At 43.5% G+C, this 23,636-nt stretch carries 16 protein-coding genes; 11 read left to right on the plus strand and 5 right to left on the minus strand.

The genetic code is table 11. The features are described 5' to 3' along the window. The first annotated feature begins 2,587 nt into the window (after nucleotides 1-2,587). The 6 genes from lexA to queF all read left to right on the plus strand — a co-directional run bounded on the left by lexA (nucleotide 2,588) and on the right by queF (nucleotide 7,839). Complete coding sequence (lexA, locus tag H3S83_RS07075; RefSeq protein WP_077971517.1) at nucleotides 2,588-3,307, plus strand: transcriptional repressor LexA; 720 nt, start codon at nucleotides 2,588-2,590, stop codon at nucleotides 3,305-3,307. Between the two features lie 417 nt (nucleotides 3,308-3,724). After that, nucleotides 3,725-5,038: a 30S ribosomal protein S12 methylthiotransferase RimO gene (gene rimO / locus H3S83_RS07080; protein ID WP_198239275.1), complete on the plus strand. Its 1,314-nt coding sequence runs from the start codon at nucleotides 3,725-3,727 to the stop codon at nucleotides 5,036-5,038. A gap of 113 nt (nucleotides 5,039-5,151) precedes the next feature. Further along, nucleotides 5,152-5,898, plus strand: a complete 747-nt coding sequence (locus H3S83_RS07085) for an arginyltransferase (protein WP_198239276.1) — start codon at nucleotides 5,152-5,154, stop codon at nucleotides 5,896-5,898. A 28-nt stretch (nucleotides 5,899-5,926) separates the two neighbouring features. Continuing rightward, a complete protein-coding gene (locus H3S83_RS07090) occupies nucleotides 5,927-6,541 on the plus strand; it encodes a YrbL family protein (RefSeq protein ID WP_198239277.1) in 615 nt (204 codons plus the stop codon). Between the two features lie 83 nt (nucleotides 6,542-6,624). Continuing rightward, entirely contained in the window at nucleotides 6,625-7,329 is a 705-nt protein-coding gene (gene queC, locus H3S83_RS07095; protein ID WP_198239278.1) for a 7-cyano-7-deazaguanine synthase QueC, read from the plus strand. Between the two features lie 39 nt (nucleotides 7,330-7,368). Next, entirely contained in the window at nucleotides 7,369-7,839 is a 471-nt protein-coding gene (gene queF, locus H3S83_RS07100) for a preQ(1) synthase (RefSeq protein WP_198239279.1), read from the plus strand. A 91-nt stretch (nucleotides 7,840-7,930) separates the two neighbouring features. Here the strand turns inward: queF and parC are convergent, their stop codons facing one another. Then, nucleotides 7,931-10,180: a DNA topoisomerase IV subunit A gene (gene parC, locus H3S83_RS07105; protein ID WP_198239280.1), complete on the minus strand. Its 2,250-nt coding sequence runs from the start codon at nucleotides 10,178-10,180 to the stop codon at nucleotides 7,931-7,933. A gap of 135 nt (nucleotides 10,181-10,315) precedes the next feature. Between parC and H3S83_RS07110 the strand changes: the two genes are divergently transcribed. Then, the gene (locus tag H3S83_RS07110; RefSeq protein WP_198239281.1) at nucleotides 10,316-11,602 is read left to right on the plus strand and encodes a hypothetical protein; all 1,287 of its coding nucleotides are present in this window, start codon (nucleotides 10,316-10,318) and stop codon (nucleotides 11,600-11,602) included. 785 nt (nucleotides 11,603-12,387) lie between these two features. Here the strand turns inward: H3S83_RS07110 and aspS are convergent. Then, a complete protein-coding gene (gene aspS / locus H3S83_RS07115; protein ID WP_198239282.1) occupies nucleotides 12,388-14,178 on the minus strand; it encodes an aspartate--tRNA ligase in 1,791 nt (596 codons plus the stop codon). A 149-nt stretch (nucleotides 14,179-14,327) separates the two neighbouring features. On the opposite strand from aspS, the gene rnd reads away from it, so the two are divergent. Both rnd and H3S83_RS07125 read left to right on the plus strand, forming a co-directional pair. Further along, nucleotides 14,328-15,479 (plus strand): ribonuclease D, encoded by a 1,152-nt coding sequence (gene rnd, locus H3S83_RS07120; RefSeq protein WP_198239283.1) that lies wholly within the window; start codon nucleotides 14,328-14,330, stop codon nucleotides 15,477-15,479. A gap of 66 nt (nucleotides 15,480-15,545) precedes the next feature. Continuing rightward, nucleotides 15,546-16,514: a 1-phosphofructokinase family hexose kinase gene (locus H3S83_RS07125; RefSeq protein ID WP_198224590.1), complete on the plus strand. Its 969-nt coding sequence runs from the start codon at nucleotides 15,546-15,548 to the stop codon at nucleotides 16,512-16,514. A gap of 499 nt (nucleotides 16,515-17,013) precedes the next feature. Here H3S83_RS07125 and ppx read toward each other — a convergent pair whose 3' ends face one another. Together ppx and H3S83_RS07135 are read right to left on the minus strand one after the other, a co-directional pair. Continuing rightward, entirely contained in the window at nucleotides 17,014-18,528 is a 1,515-nt protein-coding gene (ppx, locus tag H3S83_RS07130) for an exopolyphosphatase (RefSeq protein ID WP_198239284.1), read from the minus strand. Between the two features lie 7 nt (nucleotides 18,529-18,535). Beyond that, nucleotides 18,536-20,764 (minus strand): RNA degradosome polyphosphate kinase, encoded by a 2,229-nt coding sequence (locus tag H3S83_RS07135; protein WP_198224586.1) that lies wholly within the window; start codon nucleotides 20,762-20,764, stop codon nucleotides 18,536-18,538. A 611-nt stretch (nucleotides 20,765-21,375) separates the two neighbouring features. On the opposite strand from H3S83_RS07135, the gene H3S83_RS07140 reads away from it, so the two are divergent. Together H3S83_RS07140 and H3S83_RS07145 are read left to right on the plus strand one after the other, a co-directional pair. After that, nucleotides 21,376-21,633 (plus strand): zinc-finger domain-containing protein, encoded by a 258-nt coding sequence (locus H3S83_RS07140; protein WP_198224584.1) that lies wholly within the window; start codon nucleotides 21,376-21,378, stop codon nucleotides 21,631-21,633. A 35-nt stretch (nucleotides 21,634-21,668) separates the two neighbouring features. Beyond that, complete coding sequence (locus H3S83_RS07145) at nucleotides 21,669-22,898, plus strand: FAD-binding protein (RefSeq protein WP_198239285.1); 1,230 nt, start codon at nucleotides 21,669-21,671, stop codon at nucleotides 22,896-22,898. A gap of 5 nt (nucleotides 22,899-22,903) precedes the next feature. On the opposite strand, the gene H3S83_RS07150 is transcribed toward H3S83_RS07145, so the two are convergent. Beyond that, nucleotides 22,904-23,617 carry an amino acid ABC transporter ATP-binding protein gene (locus H3S83_RS07150; RefSeq protein ID WP_198232035.1) on the minus strand — a complete coding sequence of 238 codons (714 nt, stop codon included), beginning with the start codon at nucleotides 23,615-23,617 and terminating at the stop codon, nucleotides 22,904-22,906. Nucleotides 23,618-23,636: the final 19 nt, after the last annotated feature.

Below are 23,636 nucleotides of genomic sequence, written 5' to 3' on the forward strand. Positions count from 1 at the left end.
AAATAACACCCACCGTCCCAATTCTGTTTCAGATCTCGTGGTTATTTTAACTCATATTTTGCATCTTCATTCGGGAGACTGTCGAATATTTTTGCTCTCCTTCTTGCGAACCTCCATGGTCGACATCCATCCGGCTACATTACGCAATAGGCTCAAGCCTTTAGAAAATTGCCATTTAGCAGTGCCTTGCTAGCTAATATAACCGACCGAAAACGGACTTTATGTTTTCAAGATTACCCGGTTTTTTAGATATTGAATGTTACAGTTATACTCCGATAAAGATGGGGTGAGGGTGCCGCGATTTCATTGTTATGAATTACATTTAAAATTTTTATTGTAAAAAAACAACATTCGAGAATTTGTATTATGGCGCATTGTCATTTGTTTTACTCTTTTTCGAAAAAAGAGAAATCGTCAATATTCATATCGTTTATTTATATTACGATAATAGATTTTATTACATATAATGGGTCGATTATTATTAATAACTTCAATAGTCTACAAAATGCCCCCATATCTTATACTCTCATATTCAACATGGGACAAAATGGACTAGCTGGAAAACGCCGAATGAAATCGGCTTCGGGATATAATATACCCTTTGAGTTATTCTTAATTTCTGATGCGGGAAAAATCTTTATTGAGCAAGAGCCGATAAAATTCGCTGGGCACACACTGGCACAATGGATCATTTTTTACAGGGCAGGTGCAACCTCAGCCTAGTAAAAAAATCGCTGAGGGAACTTATACGGATGTTGCGGTAGTAACCATTGTATATTAGAAAAAATGTAGGTTCGGTACTCTGATGTTTTAGTCATGCCAACATAATCACGTCGTTATGACACGTCGTTTTGGCTTTTTCCGATTTATCTTGCAATTGCTATCGACATGTCGGAACCATTATTTGGCTTATCAAACAGCCGTAACAACTACGCGGCTTCTGTCAACGTGCTGTAATCACTATGTGCCAGAAGATTGTTCTCTTGTTTGTCTGTTTATTGCATAAGATATATTATGGAACTTTTTTATATCGGGCACGAGAGACGGGGAAGCTGATTGTTGATCAAATCTGCAATAAAAACCCCGAAAATAATTGAGCTTTTTATTGATTACCATCTCGCCACAAATTTACGCGCTGTGCCCGTCTCAAAGCTGTTTCAGGTTTTGTGTAAGAAATCGGGATGTAAGATACAAGGTAAATGCACGGTAATAAGGCAAATTACACGTTAATTTTGTTTCTCATTAATTTTTGAGAAGTTTGGGTTATCAGGCATAAACGATTATGTTGAACGCCGATTTCGACGTTCACGAAAACCGGGGCGACAAAGACAGATTGGCACTTTATGTGAATTTTACATGTAACAGAATTTGGACCAACCAAAGATAATTCGATGCGTTATCGGCATCGCTGTTTGAACGCACCGCCAGGGCCAAATGTTGGAGGACGTAACAGTAGATGCTCTACAAATCCGCGATTATGATTGGGACACGGTATTCATTGCCTAACACATTTCAGATTCTTCAAAAATTTGCAGCAACGCCAATAACAAATCAATGCGGCTTGATCCGTGAATTAATGTCCGAACTCTTGAAGACCGTAATTTCGAACAATTATAAATTTACAAGCAAAAAATACGATGAAAATCGGCAATGAGACTATCCACCTTCGATGAGGCGGGTATGAGCGATAGACAGACAATTTTATGATATATAAAGCCCGAAATAGAAGATAGGGGTGCTAATAATTGAGTGTTTGACGAGCTTTTGATACGAACTGACGCTTGCCCCCTTCCCTTTAGACCTTTCGAAAATCATGCGCATCAAGTTTTAATTATGACGTTTGAAGGCAGGAATTTTTAGCATTTAACCTAATTTTACATAACTGTAAGAACCGACCATTTTCGCGGTTTGGTCTTACAAAGATTGCCGATCGGCAGAATACACTTTGTTTTGAAGTTTGGAATGAACAAAGCGGATTAGCCGAGACAAAACCGAAGCTGTGCTAAAACTTATTATTCTGGGTAGTTCCGGCGCAATTATTTCAGACTTGCTCGTCGCCAGTTGCCCATCAGGACATTCAATTGACTGATCTGAGGAGTAAAAACTCGTCGGCATGAAATTACCTAGGCGAGCCTCTGATCAATTGGGCTTGCAAGGTTTTTCAATGAAAAGACAATTCGTATATCGCTCGCAGCTCGACACGATATATCAGGCTCTATTTTTATAGAAAAATCAATCAGTTGAGCAATCTTTGTTAAGAGGATATCTAAATGCACAACGAAAGACGCTTGGAGAGTGAAATTCTCATCGGCGTCGAGCGAAATCCTATTCAAACAGAACTTTCGACCAAACATTTTAGTTTATTGCACACTGTTGCATTTGCTTATTTATGACCGTTTATATCGTCTATCCATTTGAAGTTAAAACAATTGGATTATGGATAAAACCAGCCAGTTGTTTCAGGACAAACTTCCACTTTATAATTTATCGCGCGTGAAAAACGTTTAAATGCTTGTAGAACATTAATAGAACATATAGTGTATGTTCTGGTTTTGTTTCTCATTGATTCGTGTTATTGGAGAGTTTTATGTTAACCCGCAAGCAGTATGAATTGCTTCTGTTTATTCATAACCGCCTAAAAGAAACCGGTATTCCCCCTTCATATGACGAGATGAAAGAAGCATTGGATCTAGCATCGAAGTCGGGCATTCACCGGTTGATTACAGCTTTGGAAGAACGTGGCTTCATTCGTCGCCTCCCCAACCGCGCACGTGCTTTGGAAGTTCTGAAACTGCCCGAATCCATGGTACCTCCTATAAATACTGTGCGTAAATTTTCTCCAAATGTCATAGAAGGCACGAAAAACAAACCCTTTAAAAATATCATTGCGAAAGAGCTCAATGACGGCGAAAGCGGTCCGGCAGCCAACGTAAATGTTCCGGTTATGGGGCGTATTGCTGCAGGAGTTCCTATCTCGGCCATTCAAAACCAGACCAACATGCTTTCATTGCCTCCTGATATGGTTGGGAGCGGTGAACATTACGCTCTTGAAGTTAAAGGGGATTCCATGATCAATGCCGGAATTTTTGATGGCGATACGGTGATAATCAAACGTGGAAACACCGCAAATCCGGGAGAAATTATTGTTGCCCTCGTTGACGACGAGGAAGCAACGTTGAAACGTTATAGAAGAAAAGGCGCCTCAATTGCTCTTGAAGCAGCCAATCCGGCTTATGAAACAAGAATATTCGGTCCTGACCGTATCAAAATTCAAGGGAAACTCGTCGGGTTGATACGACGCTATTGACGGTTTGATAAGGCGACATCGATTATCATAATTCAGCTCATTAACGACGCCATCTGGCACACACTGTTTAAAATTGATGATCGTCGGAAGCTTATATTGAGGATTGTCAAAGCGGTTTAAAATGACCGGTTTTGACAGTGATGTTTCACACAGGGATTACGTCTCATTCAGGAATTATGAACAAATTGGTTGCTCAAACAAAAAAGTTTGAAATTTGGCAAAAAAGCTTGAAATTTGGTACGAATTTATGCGTCTTTGTGGCAGTCCGGTGATGTCGTGATGTCCAATAACAAGGACTGATTGTTTTGGACCATGATGTTTATGGTGTTTTCAGCGTTAGGGGCTTGCCTTTTTAGTAAAAGAGATTAGGCCAACACAAAACGTGTTTTAGAATTTCGTATATTTGCAGGAAATAATATGTCAGCTCCACGTGTCAGTTTTGTATCTTTGGGGTGCCCTAAAGCACTGGTAGATTCTGAACGCATCATAACAAAATTACGGTCTGAAGGTTACGAGATCGCTCCCAAACATGACGGGGCCGATCTGGTGATCGTCAATACATGCGCCTTTATCGATTCTGCACGTAATGAATCGCTCGCCAATATTGGTGAAGCTTTGAACAAAAATGGTAAGGTCATAGTGACCGGTTGTCTCGGTGCAGAACCTGAGGTAGTGACCAAAACTTATCCGAACGTCTTGGCTATTACCGGACCACAAGCTTACGAAAGCGTAATGGAAGCGGTCCATAAGGTTGCTCCACCCGTCCATGATCCTTTTGTTGATCTTGTTCCACCGCAAGGCGTTCGTTTGACACCGCGTCATTATGCTTATTTAAAAATATCCGAAGGCTGTTCCAATCATTGTAGCTTCTGTATTATTCCCCAATTGCGAGGAAAGCTCGTTTCGCGACCAGCGTCAAACGTTTTACGAGAAGCAGAAAGACTGGTACAAGCTGGCGTAAAGGAATTACTGGTCATTTCGCAGGATACGAGTGCTTACGGGCAAGATTTGAAATATAGCGAAAGTGTCTGGAAAGACCATTCGGTGCGGGCCCGTTTCTATGATCTAGCCAAAGAACTTGGAGAGCTGGGTGTCTGGATCCGTATGCACTATGTATACCCCTACCCCCATGTTGATGACGTCATTGAACTTATGGCCGAGGGCAAGATACTGCCATATCTCGATATTCCTTTCCAGCATGCTTCTCCTACGGTTCTTCGTAATATGAAGCGCCCGGCACATCTTGAAAAAATTAATAAACGCATTGAAAAATGGCGTTCTATCTGTCCGGATATTGCTTTGCGATCAACATTCATTGTTGGTTTTCCGGGCGAAACGGAAGAAGATTTTCAATTGCTTCTGGACTGGATGAGTGAGGTAAAAATAGATCGTGCCGGCTGCTTCAAATATGAGGCTGTAGAAGGTGCAGCGGCTAACGACCTAGGATTGGAAATTATTCCTGAGGAAATTAAGGAAAGTCGGTGGAAACGTTTTATGGCACATCAAAAAACAATTTCCGCACAACTTCTGAAGAAAAAAATCGGTAAACGGTTACAGGTGCTTGTCGACGAAAGTGATAGACATAAAGGCATCGGGCGTACAAAATATGATGCTCCTGAAGTGGATGGCGTTGTACATTTGACATCTCGTCGTCCAATCCGGACCGGAGAATTGGTAACGGTAAAAATCGAACAGTCTGATGATTATGACCTTTATGGAATGATTGTCTAGAAATTGCGCTAGAGTTGTTATTTGACAAGCTCTTTTGTTTTGATGAATGATAGAGGCAAGCTTTATAGTTTTCAGTATAAAAAGTTGTGTGGTGTTTTCGTAATGCGATAATTATGGCAACTAGTGATAAAGACGAACCACAGTTTTTTTTGACAGCTCCGGCGCCCTGCCCGTATTTGGCCAAACGTTTGGAGAGAAAAGTATTTACCTATCTTGTCGGCCCATATTCAATAGAAAAAAATACTGTCTTGACGCAAAGCGGGTTCCGGAGATCGCAAAATATTGCTTATAGGCCGGTTTGTGATGGCTGTAATGCATGCGTCTCCGTTCGTATCGTCGTGAAAGATTTCGTCCCAGACAAAACGATGAAACGAATTGTCAAGAAAAACCGCGAACTGGTTGGTCAGGTCCGTCCTCCCAAGGCAACGGTCGAGCAATATCTGCTTTTCAAACATTATCTCGAAATACGCCATGACGATGGTGGAATGAGCAAGATGACATTTCAGGACTATCAAATGATGGTCGAAGACACGGAAGTCGAAACATCGCTCATTGAATATCGGCAGAAGCCGTCTAACGGGGAAGAGGGAGATGACAAGGCCAAACTACTAGCCGGTGCATTGACCGATAAAGTAGAAGACGGATTATCAATGGTCTATTCATTTTTTTCACCGGAGGAAAAACGGTCTTCTCTTGGCGTTTTTATGATTCTCGATCACATCAAACGGGCAAAACGACTTGGTCTTCCTTATGTCTATCTCGGTTACTGGGTGAACGGATCCCGAAAAATGGAATATAAGTCGCGTTACCAACCGCAAGAACATTTGACATCACACGGCTGGAAGTTAACAAAAGAGTAGAAAACGTTAATCCTGCGAGGAAGTCCATATGCTGAACGAGATGATTGAACTGAAGGGGCGTGAACCGAAATTCAAGGGGAATGCACGCTTGGTCTTCATTCATCCCGACAACCCCGATTTGCTAGTGAAGGTTTTGCGACCGGAATGGATAGCGAAAACAAAGCAAGTACCGGAATGGAAAAAGCGGTTCAAGCCTTTGGGCGCTAACTCTGTCAACATGCATGAATTGTTTGAAATTGTGCGCATCAATCCCCATGCGGAAAGCATTCAGCCTCACATGTTTACGGTCGTCGCACTCCAGCAAACCGATCTTGGTTGGGGATTGGTTGTTAAAGCGGAAAAGGACAAGAACAACGACTACGCTAAACCGGTTGCTAAAGATGTTAGTAAGATCCGCACTGCTTTGGATGAATTCGAGAATGGGGTGAAACAAACCAATGTCGTTTTATATGACCTTAACCCCTGGAATTTGGTTCTGGCTTATCGCAACGGCAAGGAAGAAGTTGTTATAATAGACGGTATATCTGAAAAATCCGCTTTGAAGGTTAGAACCTACTTTCCTTCGGTCAATACAAAGAAAAATCTTAAAGTTTATGCGCGGTTTGAACATTTTATGGAACGAATAAAAAGCGGAAAAAACTGACGGGCTTTACAGTTCTCGGCGCCTTTGGTAGCAAGGGCATATACCGGTCGCAGCCCACCCGGTTTTTTAAAACAAGGGACAAAATGAAAACCTATCTTATCTGTTCAGGCGGACTGGATTCCGTCACACTTGCCTATCGCCTTGCCCATGAACAAAGCCTCAAAGGCGTAATCTCCTTCGACTATGGCCAGCGGCATAAGAAAGAGCTGGTTTTCGCTCAAAAATGTGCTTCACGGCTTGGAGTCGACTATTATCCGATTGATATATCGGCAATTGGAAAAAATCTTTCCGGATCTTCACTGACAGATGATATCGCCGTTCCTGATGGTTATTACGCCGAGGAAAACATGAAATCGACTGTTGTTCCCAATCGAAATGCTGTCTTCCTCTCAATAGCGTTCGCTATTGCAGCAGCAAAACACGGAGATAGCGTCGCGATTGCCGTACATGGTGGAGACCATTTTATTTACGCCGATTGTCGTGCAGATTTTATCGATGCATTCAATAAAATGGAACAATTATCTCTGGAAGGACAATGTCGATTACTAACCCCTTATGTTGATCAGGATAAGTCGGCAATTGTAAAAGATGGAGTGAAATATAACGTTCCTTTTGCCGATACCTGGTCATGCTATAAAGGAGGCGAACATCATTGTGGCCGTTGCGGGACTTGTGTTGAACGGCGGGAGGCCTTTGCCTTGGCGGGTGTAGATGATCCAACAATATATGAGGACAATTCATTCTGGATTAAAGCAGTCAATCGCAACAAAGCGAAAAAGCTTCGTTAATATCCCTTACTAAATTAACTTTGCCTCAAGGACAATTCAATGGCATCCGATCATTCTATTTACGAGAATCTAAAGCAATTAGGAAAAAAGACACCTTTTCCGGAATCTCCTGATAAAGCGGTATTGGAGCGCGTTCCCAATCCTCAGGCCGATGTAAAATACTGTGTCCGCTTTACAGCACCTGAATTTACGTCACTTTGCCCTATCACAAGCCAACCGGATTTTGCTTATCTGATGATTGATTATGTGCCCCATGAATGGCTGGTCGAGAGCAAGTCGCTAAAACTTTATTTGGGGTCTTTTCGTAATCATGGCGCTTTTCATGAAGATTGTACGGTCACGATAGCACGTCGCCTCGTGGAACTTTTGTCACCCCATTGGTTGCGCATCGGAGGGTATTGGTATCCTCGTGGTGGCATACCGATTGATGTGTTCTGGCAAACAGGAAAAACGCCTGAGGACGTTTGGATTCCCGAGCAGAACGTTTCCAATTATCGTGGTCGTGGTTGATAAATAACTTTAAAAAAACGTTCTAGAAGACAGAAAAATAACATTTTTCCGTCTTCACTTAATGAATAGAAGGTTTGGGGCTATTCTGGAGCTAACCGGAAAATTTTCCGGATCTCGGGAAGCCCTTCGGTACCATCCGCCCTGCTCCGGCGCGCGTTCCTTGCCATTCTATCAAATCTGCTGCACTACGGCTAAAGGTACGATCGGCAGTATCATGCCATGTGAGACCATCTTCCAATTTAAAGGTAACTGCATCACTCACTCCACCATCTTTATAGCGTTGCAAGCGCACTCCCTTACCGCGTGTCATTTCCGATATCTGTTCAAGAGGAAAGATAAGCATTTTTCTGTTCTCGCCAACGATCGCGAGATGATCACCGTCAACGGGCAGGCATAATTTTGCCTCGTCAGGCAATTTTACATTCATGACCTGCTTACCCTTCCGCGTCGTTCCAATGACATCATTTTCAGAAACGATAAAACCGTTCGCATGATAAGAAATAAGCAGAAGTTTTCGATCGGGCACGTGAACAAATGCCGTCAAGATATCTTCGTCATTATCCATATCGACTAGGATGCGGATAGGTTCACCATGCCCCCGCCCACCTGGCAGTAAATTGGCAGCAATGGTGAAAAATTTCCCGCCGGTGCTCATGACAATAATTTTATCGGTTGTCATCGCAGGAAATGCGATTTTCAACCTGTCATCTTCTTTGAAGGTAAGGGTGGAATAATCTGAAAGATGTCCCTTTAGTGCTCTTAGCCAGCCCTTCTCGGAAATAACAATCGTTACCGGCTCTTTTTCGATCATTGCCTGTTCTATGTCTTTAACATCATGATCGGGAGCATCTTCGAATGTGGTACGTCTTTTACCTAAAGCTGTGTCAGGACCGAAGATTTTTTTAACTTTTGCAATTTCACCAGCTATTGCTTTCCACTGCTTTGTATTGGATTGCAAGAGAGCATCTAGATCGCTTTCTTCGGCTTTCAAAGCATCAAATTCTTTGCGAATTTCCATTTCTTCAAGCCGACGTAACGAGCGTAATCTCATATTCAGGATTGCTTCTGCCTGATTTTCCGTTAGCGAGAAGCTCGTCATCAATTTTTTCTTGGGCTCGTCTTCTTCGCGAATAATCCGGATAACCTCATCCAGATTGAGATAAGCAATGAGATAGCCTTCCAAAATTTCGAGACGCCGCTTAATTTCGTCAAGACGAAATCTGGACCGACGAACGAGAACGTCTTTCCGATGGTCAAGCCACTGTTGTAGTGCCTGCCCCAAAGAAAGGACATTCGGTATTTTTCCGAGAGTTAGAACGTTCAGATTAAGCGGCACACGCACTTCGAAATCTGTCAGCTTGAAAATGGATTCCATCAATAATTCCGGATCGACAGTTCTTGTTTTCGGCTCCAGAACAATACGGATATCTTTTGTCGATTCATCGCGTATATCGTCAAGCATCGGCAAGCGACGGGCAAGCAATAGTTCGGCCGTCTTTTCGATAAGCCGCGATTTTTGTACCTGATAGGGAATTTCTGTAACAACTATAGAATAGGTGCCACGGCTTCCCTCTTCCTTGTGCCAACGTGCACGCAAACGAAAAACACCGCGTCCGGTCTTATAAGATTCACGAATGCTTTCTTGAGGCTCGACGAGAATCCCTCCGGTTGGAAAATCCGGACCCTTTACATATTTGACGAGATCGTCATTCGTCGCATCGGGATGTGCAATCAAATATGTCGCGGCATCGCAAAGCTCGGCAACGTTATGGGGTGGAATGGAGGTTGCCATTCCGACGGCTATTCCTGAAGAACCATTCGCCAGCAGATTTGGAAAAGCAGATGGCAATACGACTGGTTCCTCATCCTCTTCATTATAGGTGGGACGGAAATCAACTGCATTTTCGTTTATACCATCAAGAAGCAATGTCGCGACCGCCGTCATACGTGCTTCTGTGTAACGCATAGCAGCCGCATTATCGCCATCGATATTGCCGAAATTACCCTGCCCGTCTACAAGCGGATAGCGCACCGCAAAATCCTGTGCCAAGCGCACAAGCGCGTCATAAATAGACGAATCGCCATGTGGGTGGAACTTGCCCATAACATCGCCGACAATGCGCGCACATTTTGCATAAGCCTGATCCGGATTGAGCTTCAACAGGCGCATTGCGTGGAGGATACGACGATGAACAGGTTTCAACCCATCGCGTACGTCCGGAAGAGCGCGATCCATAATTGTTGACAGTGCATAAGCCAAATAGCGCTCTTGCAAAGCAGAGCGCAGTTCTATGGGTTCAATATGATCTTTTTCGGATAATCGAATCACTTTACTTGACATAGTTGTTGAATAGCAATTTGGTGAATCCACCGCAAGCGGTGGACTTGTTTTCGTTTTTACTTAACTATGATAACGATTACCAACTGATCGGTAAAAGCCAAACCGAATATGACTGAATAAAAAAGGTGTCTTCTGATGAGACGATTTCAAAGTGCATTAACACTATCGACATTAGCTCTTTTAACAATGACGACAGTTCCGATATCGGCTTGGGCCGTCGATCCGAATGCTTTCACTTCCCGTTTAGAAGAGAGTGCAAAATCCGAAGGTCTATCGATTTCTTCAACAAAGTCTGAAGCAGACGGCAATGATATTGTTTTGCGCGATGTAACAATAAAGGTTCAGGGAGAACGTAATATCGGAGACCAAATAGATCAATCTTCTCCTTCGGACAAACAATCAAAAGAGCCGGACGAAAATGTGAGCCCTACTGCTGCCATAGTTTTTGATAAAATTGACAGCTTGCGTTTTAAAAATGTAACAGAGGATCAGGACGGAAATTATTACGCAGAAAATGTTTCGATCCCTGCGCTCAAAGGCACGATCTCCGAGGTTACATTCAATCTAAAAGATATTTCTATTGATAAAATCAGGCTTGTATCGGGAAAAAACAAAGATCCTTTATTTTTATATTTCCCGTATGAAAGCTTGGCTATCGGGCAGATTTACTCGTCCTATCAAGATCAGATATTTCTGAATGTCGAAGCTCTCAAGGCAATATATCTTTGGCAACCCGACAGAAAACGTATGGATCTCGTTCACAGCGTAAAATCGTTCAGTTACGAGCCTGATAAGATCTACAAACCTGTTGAGTATAAATGGATAAAAGACCTTGGATATGACAAACTATCCGGTTCTTTAAATTTTCATGCAAATTGGGATAGCGATAACGGTAAATTTGTTGCCGACCATAACGAGATTACGATCGATAACGCCGGGAAATTGGAATTCAGTATAAATCTGGATGGAATTACAGAAGATTTAATCAATAACGTCTATAAAATACAAAATGCAAAACAGCAAAAGACTTCAAATCAGACAGACGATGATAACGCTAAAACGTTGATTCTTTTGGGAATTGTACAACAACTAAAAATTGGTAATATAAACCTACGTTATGAAGATAATTCACTCGTTAACCGGATACTTGATTACTACGCAAAACAGAACACCGTAACGCGTGATGATTTTATAAAACAAATTCTGGAAAGTTGGTCGCTGATCGGTGCTAAAATTGATGATCCCGAATTTATAAAATCTACGTCGGAACAAATAGAAATTTTTCTTCATAATCCAAAATCACTTTCTATTAGTGGTACACCGGAAGCAGCAGTTCCATTACCGATTGCCTATATGGCCGCGGTTACCTCGGGTGCAAAGTTTATAGATTTGTTCAAAATTAAAGTAGACGCTAATAAATAATAAATCGCCTCACACAAAAAATTCCAAGCATATCCAAGTTATTTGTTGCGTAACTTGGATATTGTTTTTAAAAAAATCGGCGATAAAAGACTATTAAAAGCTTTATCGTAGAGATAATATATTGAAAGATGAAACCGGAAAAACACTTACAACGTCCAAGTTGTTACCCTATAACATTCAGCTTCTTTCTATTTCCATGCACATTGGGACATCAATAATGGTAAATTGGTTAGCGATTACAACGGGATCAAGCTTGATGATATTGGAAACCGCAAGATCGGCGTGAATTTCGATAGAATTACCAAAATTATGATGGAACACTTCATTTTAATCAAACCGAAATCAATCCGCTTGCTACGTTGCCTGTTTTCAATCTTATTGGCGATCAATTAAAAATCGGCGATATGACTATCCGGTATGATGATAGAGGCTTCGTGAACAGGGCCTTGGATTACAATGCAGAAAAGAACCGGATGACACGCCAGACGCCGAGAACATAAATCAAGTCGACGCTACCTTTGATGGGAACAAAAATTAAAGACCCAGAATTTGTCCAAAATACTTCCGAACAATTAGGTAATTTTCTCGAAAATCCCGTTTCAATGACCGTCAGCGTGTCACTGGGAAAAACAATCCCTTGGATATTATCGGCGCAATTGGTGAGAAATCCGACGTTAAGTTAATAAATTTATATTAAAATTGAAAGTGAAAGCGAATAAATAGTCGAAATCTTTCACGAAAAAACCCGGCTTTAGCCGGGTTTTTTTGTCTAACCGTTTTTCTAATCAATTATCCTTTTTTAAAGGTGCAATACGAAGCGATAGCTCGCTTAGTTGTGCCGCAGTCACCTCCGAAGGCGCCCCCATCAAAAGATCCAACGCCTGCTGGTTCATCGGGAACAGCGAAATCTCGCGCAAGTTCTTGACACCAAGAAGCAACATGACCATACGGTCAATTCCACAGGCCATGCCACCGTGTGGCGGAGCGCCATAGTGGAAAGCCCGATAGAGTGCACCGAAGCGCTCTTCAACCGTTTCTTTCGACAGACCGGCAATCTCGAAAGCACGCACCATAGTCTCCGGCGAATGGTTACGGATGCCGCCTGAACCAAGCTCGAAACCATTGCAAACCACGTCATATTGATAAGCCTTGATATTCAACGGCTCTTCAGTGTCGAGCGCTTTTTTCCCGCCCTGTGGCATAGAGAAAGGATTATGGGAAAATTCGATGTGCTTTTCATCCTCGTTCCATTCAAAGAACGGGAAGTCAACAATCCAGGCCAGTGAAAACCGGTCACGGTCAACAAGGTTAAGCTCTTCGCCTGCCCTCGTTCTTGCGGCCCCTGCAAAAAGCGCAAATTTACGTGGGTCTCCCGCTACGAAGAAACAGGCATCACCATCCGCAAGTTTAAGCTGATTGCGTATAGCTTCGGTCCGTTCCGGCCCGATATTTTTAGCGATCGGACCTGCACCTTCAATATGATCACCTTCTTTGCGCCAGAAGATATAACCCAGTCCCGGTTGCCCCTCGCCTTGCGCCCATGAATTCATGCGGTCACAAAAAGCACGGCTACCGCCGGTCTTGACAGGTATACCCCAGACTTCTGCTTTGGCATCGCTCTCCAATATATTGGCAAATACCTTGAACCCGGAACCACGGAAATGTTCGCTAACCTCTTCCATAACAATCGGATTGCGCAAGTCCGGTTTATCGGAACCGTATTTTCTCATTGCTTCGTTATATGGAATACGAGGAAATTTTTGCGTTACCGGTTTACCGTTCGAAAATTCCTCGAAGATACCACGGATGATGGGTTCCATGACCTGCAAGATGTCTTCCTGCTCGACGAAACTCATTTCCATATCCAATTGATAAAATTCCCCGGGAAGCCGGTCGGCACGAGGATCTTCGTCACGAAAACATGGTGCAACCTGAAAATACCGGTCAAATCCCGACATCATCAAAAGCTGTTTATATTGCTGCGGCGCTTGCGGCAAAGCATAAAATTTTCCGGGATGGATGCGACTCGGCACAAGAAAGTCGCGTGCACCTTCCGGTGATGAGGCAGTTAAAATCGGCGTCGAAAATTCAGTGAATTTGGCTTCCTGCATACGACGACGGATAGCTGCAATTATTTTTGTTCTTTGCAGAATATTTTTATGTAATGTCTCGCGACGCAAATCCAGAAAACGATATTTCAAGCGAATATCTTCAGGATAATCCGGCTCACCAAATACCGGCAAGGGCAATTCATCGGATTTCGATAGAATTTCGATTTCGTTGGCAAATACTTCGACTTCGCCGGTCGGAAGATTGGTATTGATGGTATCATCGGAACGTGCCCGAACTTCACCATCAACCCGTAAAACCCATTCGCTTCTCACCATCTCGGCAATTTTAAACGCCGGTGAATCCGGATCGGCGACGATTTGTGTTATGCCGTAATTATCACGCAAATCGATAAACAATATCCCACCATGATCCCGAACACGGTTAACCCATCCCGAGAGACGAACTTTTGTTTTAACATCGCTCTTGCGCAGAGCGGCACAGTTATGGGAACGATAACGATGCATAGTCTTGCCTTTTTTGTTTCATGCATTCTGAAATAGTCTACTTGTGCGCAAAAGCGCATTTTGCCGCACATTTGTCAAGCTATTGAAGGATTGTGTATGAAAAAATATAGGAAAAGACAAATATTATATAATGGGTTATAGCCTTGAATATGAAACTTATTACACATACGGACGACCTAAAAGACGTTGTCGCTACACTTTCTAAATCGGATTTTGTGACTGTTGATACGGAATTTATTCGTGAATCAACTTATTGGCCGCAACTGTGCCTCATACAATTGGCATCAGACGATATTGCGGTCATCGTTGATCCGCTTTCTCCCGAAATTGATCTCGCGCCAATATTCTCGCTCATGAAAAACCAGAATGTTGTAAAAGTTTTTCATGCTGCACGTCAGGATGTAGAAATTATCTACAAGCTTGGAAATATCATTCCTTCTCCGTTATTCGATACGCAGGTGGCGGGCGCGGTTTGCGGCTTTGGCGAAAGTGTATCTTACGAACAAATTGTCGAACGCGTTACAGGTCAGCATATCGACAAATCATCTCGTTATACAGACTGGAGCAGAAGACCGCTCAGCGATAAACAGTTGTCATATGCATTGGCTGATGTAACCCATCTGAGAGACGTTTATAAATATCTTGATAAAAAACTTGAAAAAACTGGAAGAACCCATTGGATAGACGATGAAATGTCTATTTTAACTTCGACAAAAACCTATGACATGCCAAATGAAGATGCATGGAAAAGAATTAAGGGGCGCATAAGAAAGCCAAGAGAATTGGCCGTTCTCCAACAGATTGCTGCATGGCGCGAACAAGAGGCAAAAAATCGCAATGTCCCACGCGGACGCATTTTAAAAGATGAATGTCTTATCGAAATTGCAACGCAACAACCGAAAGATGCCGATGCTTTGGCTAAATTGCGCAGTATTTCGAAAGGTTGGGAACGTTCGGCTGCGGCCGCAGAATTATTGAAAGCAGTCCAGACTGGTCTGACAACAGACCTTAGTACGTTACCGCCAATTCATAAACATGTTCCCGTTGCAAATGGTACGGCAGCGGCCGTCGAGCTACTACGTGTATTGCTTAAGCTTGTGGCGGATGAGGAAAATATTGCACCCCGTATAATCGCGAATAATGATGAGCTTGAAAAAATTGCTAAACAGGAGAGCGACGATAATGTCCCGGCATTAGAAGGCTGGCGTTACAAGATATTTGGTGAAAAAGCAGAGAAACTGTTAAATGGCAATTTGGGTTTTTATTTTCATAACGGGAAAATATTGACAAAAGAACTCTGAACAGAAAGAAATATCCTATCAAAATTCTGATTTGGCTTGAAACACGCAGTTTTATTGCAGAGGCGGATGATGGAAAAAGTCCTTACAGTTACATTTAACCCGACCGTTGACGCTGCCAGCGAAGCGGAGGTCGTGCGTCCGACCCATAAAATCAGAACATTTGATGAAAGTTTTCATCCAGGTGGCGGCGGAATCAATGTTGCCCGCGTGGTTCATCGTTTGGGTGGCGATGTCAAAGCGCTCTATGCAAGCGGTGGCATTATGGGCAACGTTCTGAACCATCTTCTGGAAGACCGTGGCATACAGTGCATTAAAATTGCGATTTCAGGAAATACACGTGTGAATAATGTTATTCACGAACGGGCTTCCGGTATGGAATACCGCTTTATTGCCGAAGGTCCCATCATGAAAGAGACAGAATGGAAAGCGGTCATTGATGCGACAAAAAAACTCGAATGGGACTGGATTGTTGTAAGCGGTAGTCTTCCTCGAAATGTTCCTATTGATGTCTACGATATGTTGATAGACATTGCTAAAAAAAGAAATGCCCGTATTGTAATAGATACCTCTGGCGAGGCTCTTAAACATGTCCTTGATAAAGGCGGAGTAACACTCGTAAAACCTAGTCAGGGCGAGTTCGAGGCTTGTACCGGAAAAACCTATAATCTTACCGACGATATTGCCAAAGCTGCTCAGGAATATTGCATCAAGGGCGCGTCCGAAATTATCACTGTTACGCTGGGACATCAGGGGGCAGTGTTGGCCACAAAGGATAAAACACTTTATCTGCCCTCACCTCATGTGCGGGTTATCAGTGCTTCTGGCGCCGGTGATAGCTTTGTTGCAGGTATGGTGCAAGGATTGGCTCTTGGTTGGGAGGCCGAGGATGCTTTTCGTTTGGCAACAGCCTGTGGCACTGCTGCTGTGGCTGAAAAAGGAAACGGTTTGTGCCAGCTTCCAAATATCAAACGCCTTTATAATTATCTTGCCCGCAAAGGTAAAAATATCGGTCCGGCAACCCTATCACAAGACTAAAAAAGTCGAGGGGCTATAAGCCCCTCCATCGGCACATTATAGATCTAGTTTCGGCAACCATTTGGATGTTTTCTTTGGATTGATGCACGGGTTTTAGCACTAGTCATATAAAAATAGATCGCAGCGCGTTTAACTGCTGCATTCCCGTGAGCTTTATTCAGGGAAATAATAACAACTATCCAACGTTTGTTAAATTAGTAACGACGTCGGAAGCGCGCCTTATGAACATACGGTTATTTATCTTCTGAAATGGATTTTCCGGCATTTGAAAACAAACAGATTCCGGTTTTATGTTAGTTCATCCGTTTTATTAAAATTGGGTGTCTATCCAACTAATTGGGACTTCTATGTTGAAGGCCACCTAAGGCGTGAAATTTACACGAGAGTCTTAAAGTTGATTTCTGTTTTCAATTAGAACTACGAGCCTTGGTTAAATGCGGATGCTTTGCCTTTAAACATCCTCTAACCGAATGAGAAAGCTGGTGGTTTCTTTAAAATTTCAAACCACCAAATAGCGCAAGTCCTTATTCGTAACTTTTGCGAGTTGCTGCAAACGCCCTATCGGCCGTTCCGCAATAAGATCGGAATGGCGTTCCGGTATTGTTAAAACAATTTCCTTACCTTGTGTTTTCCATATCAGATCCGGCAGAATACCGGCAGTCGAGGCGGAAAAGAGATTGGCGACACGCATAAGCCCACCCAGAAAACGGGCTCTTTCTATGATTTCTTTATTCGCAAGTTTTATGATTGACGGTGCGTCATCGTCCACAAATAGTCCTTCATTACGATAAAAAACCGATAATGCGACATAGACACGACCGACATGTGTAATGCCGGGATAAGGCCCGAAAGCCACCTGATTAGCCGATTGATCGCCTCGATAATCGGGGTGAAAACGCCAACCGATATCGGCAAGAAGACAAGCCGCTTCACGATATCTTTTTTGTTCTTCATTTTCCTGAAAGCCGAAAATATCGAAAGCATTTTTTGTAAAGCCGATAAGGTCATAAGCCTGTGCCGGAGAACGGGCGCGTAAAGTTGCCATTTCTTGACAGGCGGCTATGAGTGGATCTTCCTGCCGTGTTTTGGTACTTAGTTCGGAAAACATAAATCCTTCACGTACTCCCGCACCTGAAAATATAATTTTCTTCGGGTTAAGACAACGCATCAGTTCTGTCAGAACTGTTGCTCCATAGGATAAGAGTTGCCGGCGGTTTTTGGAAATGGCGGAGATATTTTTTAACTGGTCGATCTCACCCTTTGCAACGCGGTGAAGAAATGATTCCATATCGGATGCGTCGACTTGGTAGCCGTGCATGACAGGAAGAGGATAGCGTTTGACTGCAATATGAAGTTTCGCGAGATTTCGCCATGTCCCCCCGACAGCATAAAAGTTTCTCCCCTTGTTTTTGCTAAGAATCTCGCTGCTCTTGAGATAGCGTCGGGCAATTTTTGTAGCTTCCGCCAGATTATTGTCAGACATATCCTGAAGCCGCAAACCTCCGAGAGGCAATGTAATTCCATCATCGCCGACCGAGGTTTCATGGATATCAACCAGCTCCAGACTTCCTCCGCCCAAATCACCGGCAATTCCATCCGGATGATGGAAAGTAGATATGATACCATAGGCGGAATAGGTCGCTTCTTCTTTACCGGTCAGAACCTTTACTTCAGCTTTGAGAATTTTTTCAGCTTCTGCAATAAAGGCCGGACCGTTCTTGGCTTCACGTGCTGCTGCTGTTGCCAATGTATGAATTGCCGACACACCGATCTGTTCGCAAATGGCATGAAAGCGTCTCAAAGTACGCAATGCCATTTCGACTGAGTCAGGTTCAAGACAACCGGTTTTTGCAACTCCTTTCCCTAGTCCACAAAGAATTTTCTCGTTAAAGAGGACTGTGGGGGAGCGCACCAACCCTTCATAAACCACCAAACGGACCGAGTTCGATCCTATATCAATGACGGCAACAGGTTTTCGGCCTTTTAAACGGCCTTGAGCAACGGAGCTATCCATTTATGTTTCAGTCTTTTTTTGATGTATCGGTTGTATCTGTGTTCGTTGTATCAGTTTGTTGACGGCGTAATGCAATGATTCGAGGAGCCGAGGACCTCAAAGATTTACCACGTCCGGAAAGACTTGGATTGGTCATGAAATATTCCTGGGCATTGAACGGTTTTTCACCTTTAAGCGGAGTAATACGGCGCGAGGTTCCGTCGCTCAATATCTCGAAACTTTGCTGATTGTCTATAATATTTGCCAGCATAATCTGGGAAAGAATTTGTTGGTGAACCGTCTTGTTGAAGACCGGTACTAGCGTTTCAACGCGTCTGTCAAGATTTCTTGTCATCATATCGGCCGAACCGAAATAGACAATTGCGTTTTCATTCGGCAAATCCTCTCCATTGCCGAAACAGAAAATGCGACTATGTTCGAGGAAACGCCCGACAATCGACTTTGCACGAATATTATCGGAAAAACCGGGAATACCGGGGCGTAAACAACAAATGCCGCGAACCACCAGATCAACCTGAACACCGGCCTGCCCTGCTCGATACAAAGCATCAATAATCTGCGGGTCGACAAGCGAGTTCATCTTCATCCAGATTGCAGCAGGTTTTCCTTCCCTTGCATGAGCAATTTCATCCTCGATATGTCCAAGAATGCGACGCCGCAAGGTCAAAGGTGAAAAGGCCAGTTTCATCGGCTCGTCCGGTTGCGCGTAACCGGTAATGAAATTGAAGATCAGTTGAACATCGTGCCCGATGTCGTCATCTGTCGTGAAAAATGACAAGTCGGTGTAGATTTTTGCCGTTATCGGGTGATAGTTTCCGGTCCCCAGATGAACATAAGAGCGTAACCTGTTCTCTTCGCGACGAACGACCAGCGACATTTTAGCGTGGGTTTTGAGTTCAATGAACCCGAAAACAACTTGAACCCCCGCTCTTTCTAGGTCTCTCGCCCAGCGGATATTCGCTTCTTCGTCGAAACGGGCCTTAAGTTCGACCAGAGCCGTAACAGATTTCCCTGCTTCCGATGCATCAATGAGCGCGCGTACAATCGGGCTATCGTTCGATGTTCGGTAGAGCGTTTGTTTGATTGCCAAAACGTCCGGATCGGCTGCAGCTTGGCGCAGGAATTGGACGACAACATCAAACGATTCGTAAGGATGATGCACAACAATGTCTTTTTCCCGAATGGCCGCAAAACAATCTCCCGCATGTTCTCTGATCCGTTCCGGAAAACGCGGGTTATAAGGAACAAATTTCAGATCTTCGCGCGGGATTGAAACAATTTCCGAAATCATATTGAGCGCCAAGAGGCCATCGAGCACGCTTATACGATTATCCGGAACGCCAAGCTCGGTTGTCACAAACTGGCGCAAATCATCCGGCATTTCAGCGTCGAATTCTATGCGAATGACCTGACCGCGGCGTCTACGTTTCAAAGCGGTTTCAAATAGCCGAACGAGATCTTCGGCTTCTTCTTCGACTTCAATATCACTATCGCGAATGACCCGGAATGTTCCTGCCCCGTTCACCTCATATCCGGGAAAGAGTTTGCCGATGAAAAGACTGACAACATCTTCCAAAGAAATAAAGCGATAACCGTGACCTTCATCGGGCAGCAGCGTGAAACGTTTGAGCGCAGTCGGTAACCTTAAAAGTGCTGTCATAGGCTGATGGTCTGCACGACGTAACAGATGAAGTGCAATTGAAAAGCCTAAATTCGGAATGAACGGAAACGGGTGGGCCGGATCGATTGAAAGAGGCGTGAGGACGGGAAATATTGTCTCGAGGAAATGATTTTCAAGCCATGTTTTTTCAGTTTCGGTCAGACGATCAGGACGGATAATCGCAATTTTTTCCTGTTCAAGTTCATGACGTAATGCACGCAATTCTTGTTGTTGATTGGCTTGTAGCCTTGCCACCTCAGCCAATACAAAATCAAGCTGCTCCTGCGGTGTACGCCCGTCCGCACTACGCGTAACAATTCCTGCACGCACCTGACCGGCAAGACCGGCAATACGAACCATAAAAAACTCGTCAAGATTTGTTGCCGATATGGATAAAAAACGTAGACGTTCCAATAAGGGATGTTTTTTATTGGCAGCTTCCATCAACACACGATTGTTGAATTGAAGCCACGAAAACTCGCGATTTATAAAACGTTCCGGAGTTTCCATATTGATTGTATCAGCATTAGGCTGTTTTGCCTCGGAATTTGATGAGTTTTTTGTACGTAAAGCCATATTGCTTTTCCCTTCATCCTTATTGTTTTAATGCTGCAACCGAAATAATCACATTAGTCCGCTTCCGGCGAAAACGTTTCGAGTCATCAAGTTCCGGTTTAGTCACAACTTCAAGCTTACAACTCGGATACCGCTATGACAAATCCAATATCAATTTTTTGATACCAATATTCGTTTTATCCAGTGTTTCTGGCTCTTTTTTTCGGAAAACATACAACTGGGTAGCTAGCACAATTAGCCGGTTTTATTTTGATTTAACAGTTTTGAAGCCGGCCAGAAAAAGCTCGGTATACCGCATCAAAAACTCTACGAAATTGCAACACTAAACGTCGGTTTTAGCCAAAAATATTGTGATATCGTAACTTGTAGTTGAATGGTTGTTCAGCTTGCTGAAAAATTTGATCATTTTACTTCAGATAACCGCAAAAATCGCAGCTGGTTTTAAATAGCTCTCTTCTCCTATCGACCATGAAAAATGGATAATCGAGTTTTCGTGTCGGCTCTCTCGTACAAATTATTAGCCATTATTGAACAATTAGGTTATAGAGAGAAAGTTATCAGTAGAAGTGCGTAAAATGCACAGGGTTTCAATAACGACATGGAGTTCGGGCATGGCTAATCATAACATTCCTCATTTTCAAAATGATGGTGGATATAAAATGATAGAAATCGGCGTGAAGAAGTTCATGTGCGTCGGAGCCAATCCTCCGTTCGATCATCCGCATATTTTTATAGATATGGGAGCCGATGACGAAAAAATTTGCTCATATTGCTCGACATTGTACAGATATAACCCGTCTCTTTCTGAAACAGAAACGAAACCTGCCGGTTGCACATTTGACGTGGAGCAATTCAAAATCGCGGGTTGATTGTCAATCTATCAATATTGAATAAGGAATAAACTATGAATTGGCAGAACCAGGAAAAACCAATCATAGTGGGGGCAGGAATTGCCGGGTTAAGTTCGGCATTGGCATTAGCTCAAAAGGGAATAAGCACCCTTGTTCTTGAAAGTCGAGATCATCTGGAAGAAGTCGGCGCCGGTGTTCAATTGGCACCAAATGCGACCCGATTATTAAAGCGCTGGGGCGTTCTGGATCAATTATTGGACGTTGGCGTCAAAGCCAAATTCCTTGAGCTCAGAGACGGTTCATCAGCCAAGACACTTCTCCATGTCGACTTGCAGGATATCTCGGAGCGACGTTGGCATGCTCCTTATATTACAATTCACCGTGCCGATTTACAAAATGTACTTTACGAAAAAGCAAGCAATAATCCTTTGATCGAGATTAAATTGGACGAAAAAGTGATTGCTGTTTCCAAGGAAACCAATGACTTGGCAGAAATCCGGTCTGATCATCAGGGTTTCGAACAACGCTTTGTAACACCGCTTGTCATCGGGTGTGATGGCGTTTGGTCGAAGTTGAGACAATTCCCACCATTAAACGACCAAGCCAGTTTTAGCGGCTATATTGCTTGGAGAGCTACAATTGATGTTGATACTCTTCCGAAAGAATTTCTGCGTTCTTTTGAGGATGTAAAGACGGTAACCGCATGGATGGGACCGAACAATCATCTCGTCGCTTACCCGTTGAAAGCAGGTAAGTCATTTAATTTTGTTGCTATCACGCAGGGAAACAACCCGGGTGAAATCTGGTCACGTGATGGCGATAAAAACGAGCTTTTCAAGCATTTCAAAAGCTGGCATCCGGCGATAAGGAATATTTTTACTCTGGTCGATAAATGGACGTTCTGGCCATTGTTCCAAATGTTACCGCATCGTTTCACCGATAATAAATTCCGCGTTTTTGTTGGCGATGCATCGCATGGTTTTTTACCCTTTGCAGCGCAAGGTGCTGCTATGGCCATTGAGGATTCAGCCACTCTGGCTGAAATTTTATCTAATGAAGACATGGACTTGTCTTCGGCCATGAGGCTTTACAGTAATATTCGCACGCCACGCGTTGCAGCAGTCAATAAAAGGGGTGCGTTCAACCGGTTTGTATACCATGCCACCGGACCAGTTGCTATTGCACGCAATTTGGTCATGAAGGTACGTCCGTCAGAAAGTTTTATGGCAAATCTTGATTGGCTTTATGGCTATGACGCTACCGGTTTTGCCAAAAACCAATAGCACAATCATAAAATCTGGCTTAAAAATGCCTTCGCCCTTTCATGCACCGGATGGTCAAAAAACTCATCCGGTGGGGCAACTTCGAGAATTTGCCCCTCATCCATAAAAATCACCCGATCGGCAACTTGTCTGGCAAAGCCCATTTCGTGGGTGACACAAAGCATCGTCATGCCATTTTCGGCAAGATCAATCATTGTATCCAGAACCTCTTTGATCATCTCCGGATCCAGAGCCGAGGTTGGTTCATCAAACAACATGACACGCGGTTCCATACAAAGAGAACGGGCAATAGCAACACGTTGTTGTTGTCCACCTGATAGCTGTCCGGGATATTTATGGGCCTGATCCGGAATTTTGACACGTTCGAGATAATGCATTGCCTGCTCTTCTGCTCTGCGCCGGCCTACATGCTTTACCCAGATAGGCGCAAGCACACAATTCTCGAGAACCGTCAGGTGAGGAAACAAATTGAAATGCTGGAAAACCATGCCGACATTCCGGCGTATTTTGTTCAAACTCCACATTCCATGCTTGAGAGGAATTCCCGTTACCGTAATATCCCCCTCTTCCGCCCTTTCCAGACCGTTGATACACCGTATCAATGTGGATTTTCCCGACCCTGATGGACCGGATATTATCACCCTCTCTTTTGGTTTGACTTCGAGTTCGATGTCGCGCAAAACATGAAGCCTGCCGTACCATTTGTTGACATGGTGCATCGATACATCCAAATTTTCA

Origin of the sequence: Bartonella sp. W8122 (assembly GCF_016102485.1) — a bacterium.
Lineage (GTDB): Bacteria > Pseudomonadota > Alphaproteobacteria > Rhizobiales > Rhizobiaceae > Bartonella > Bartonella apihabitans.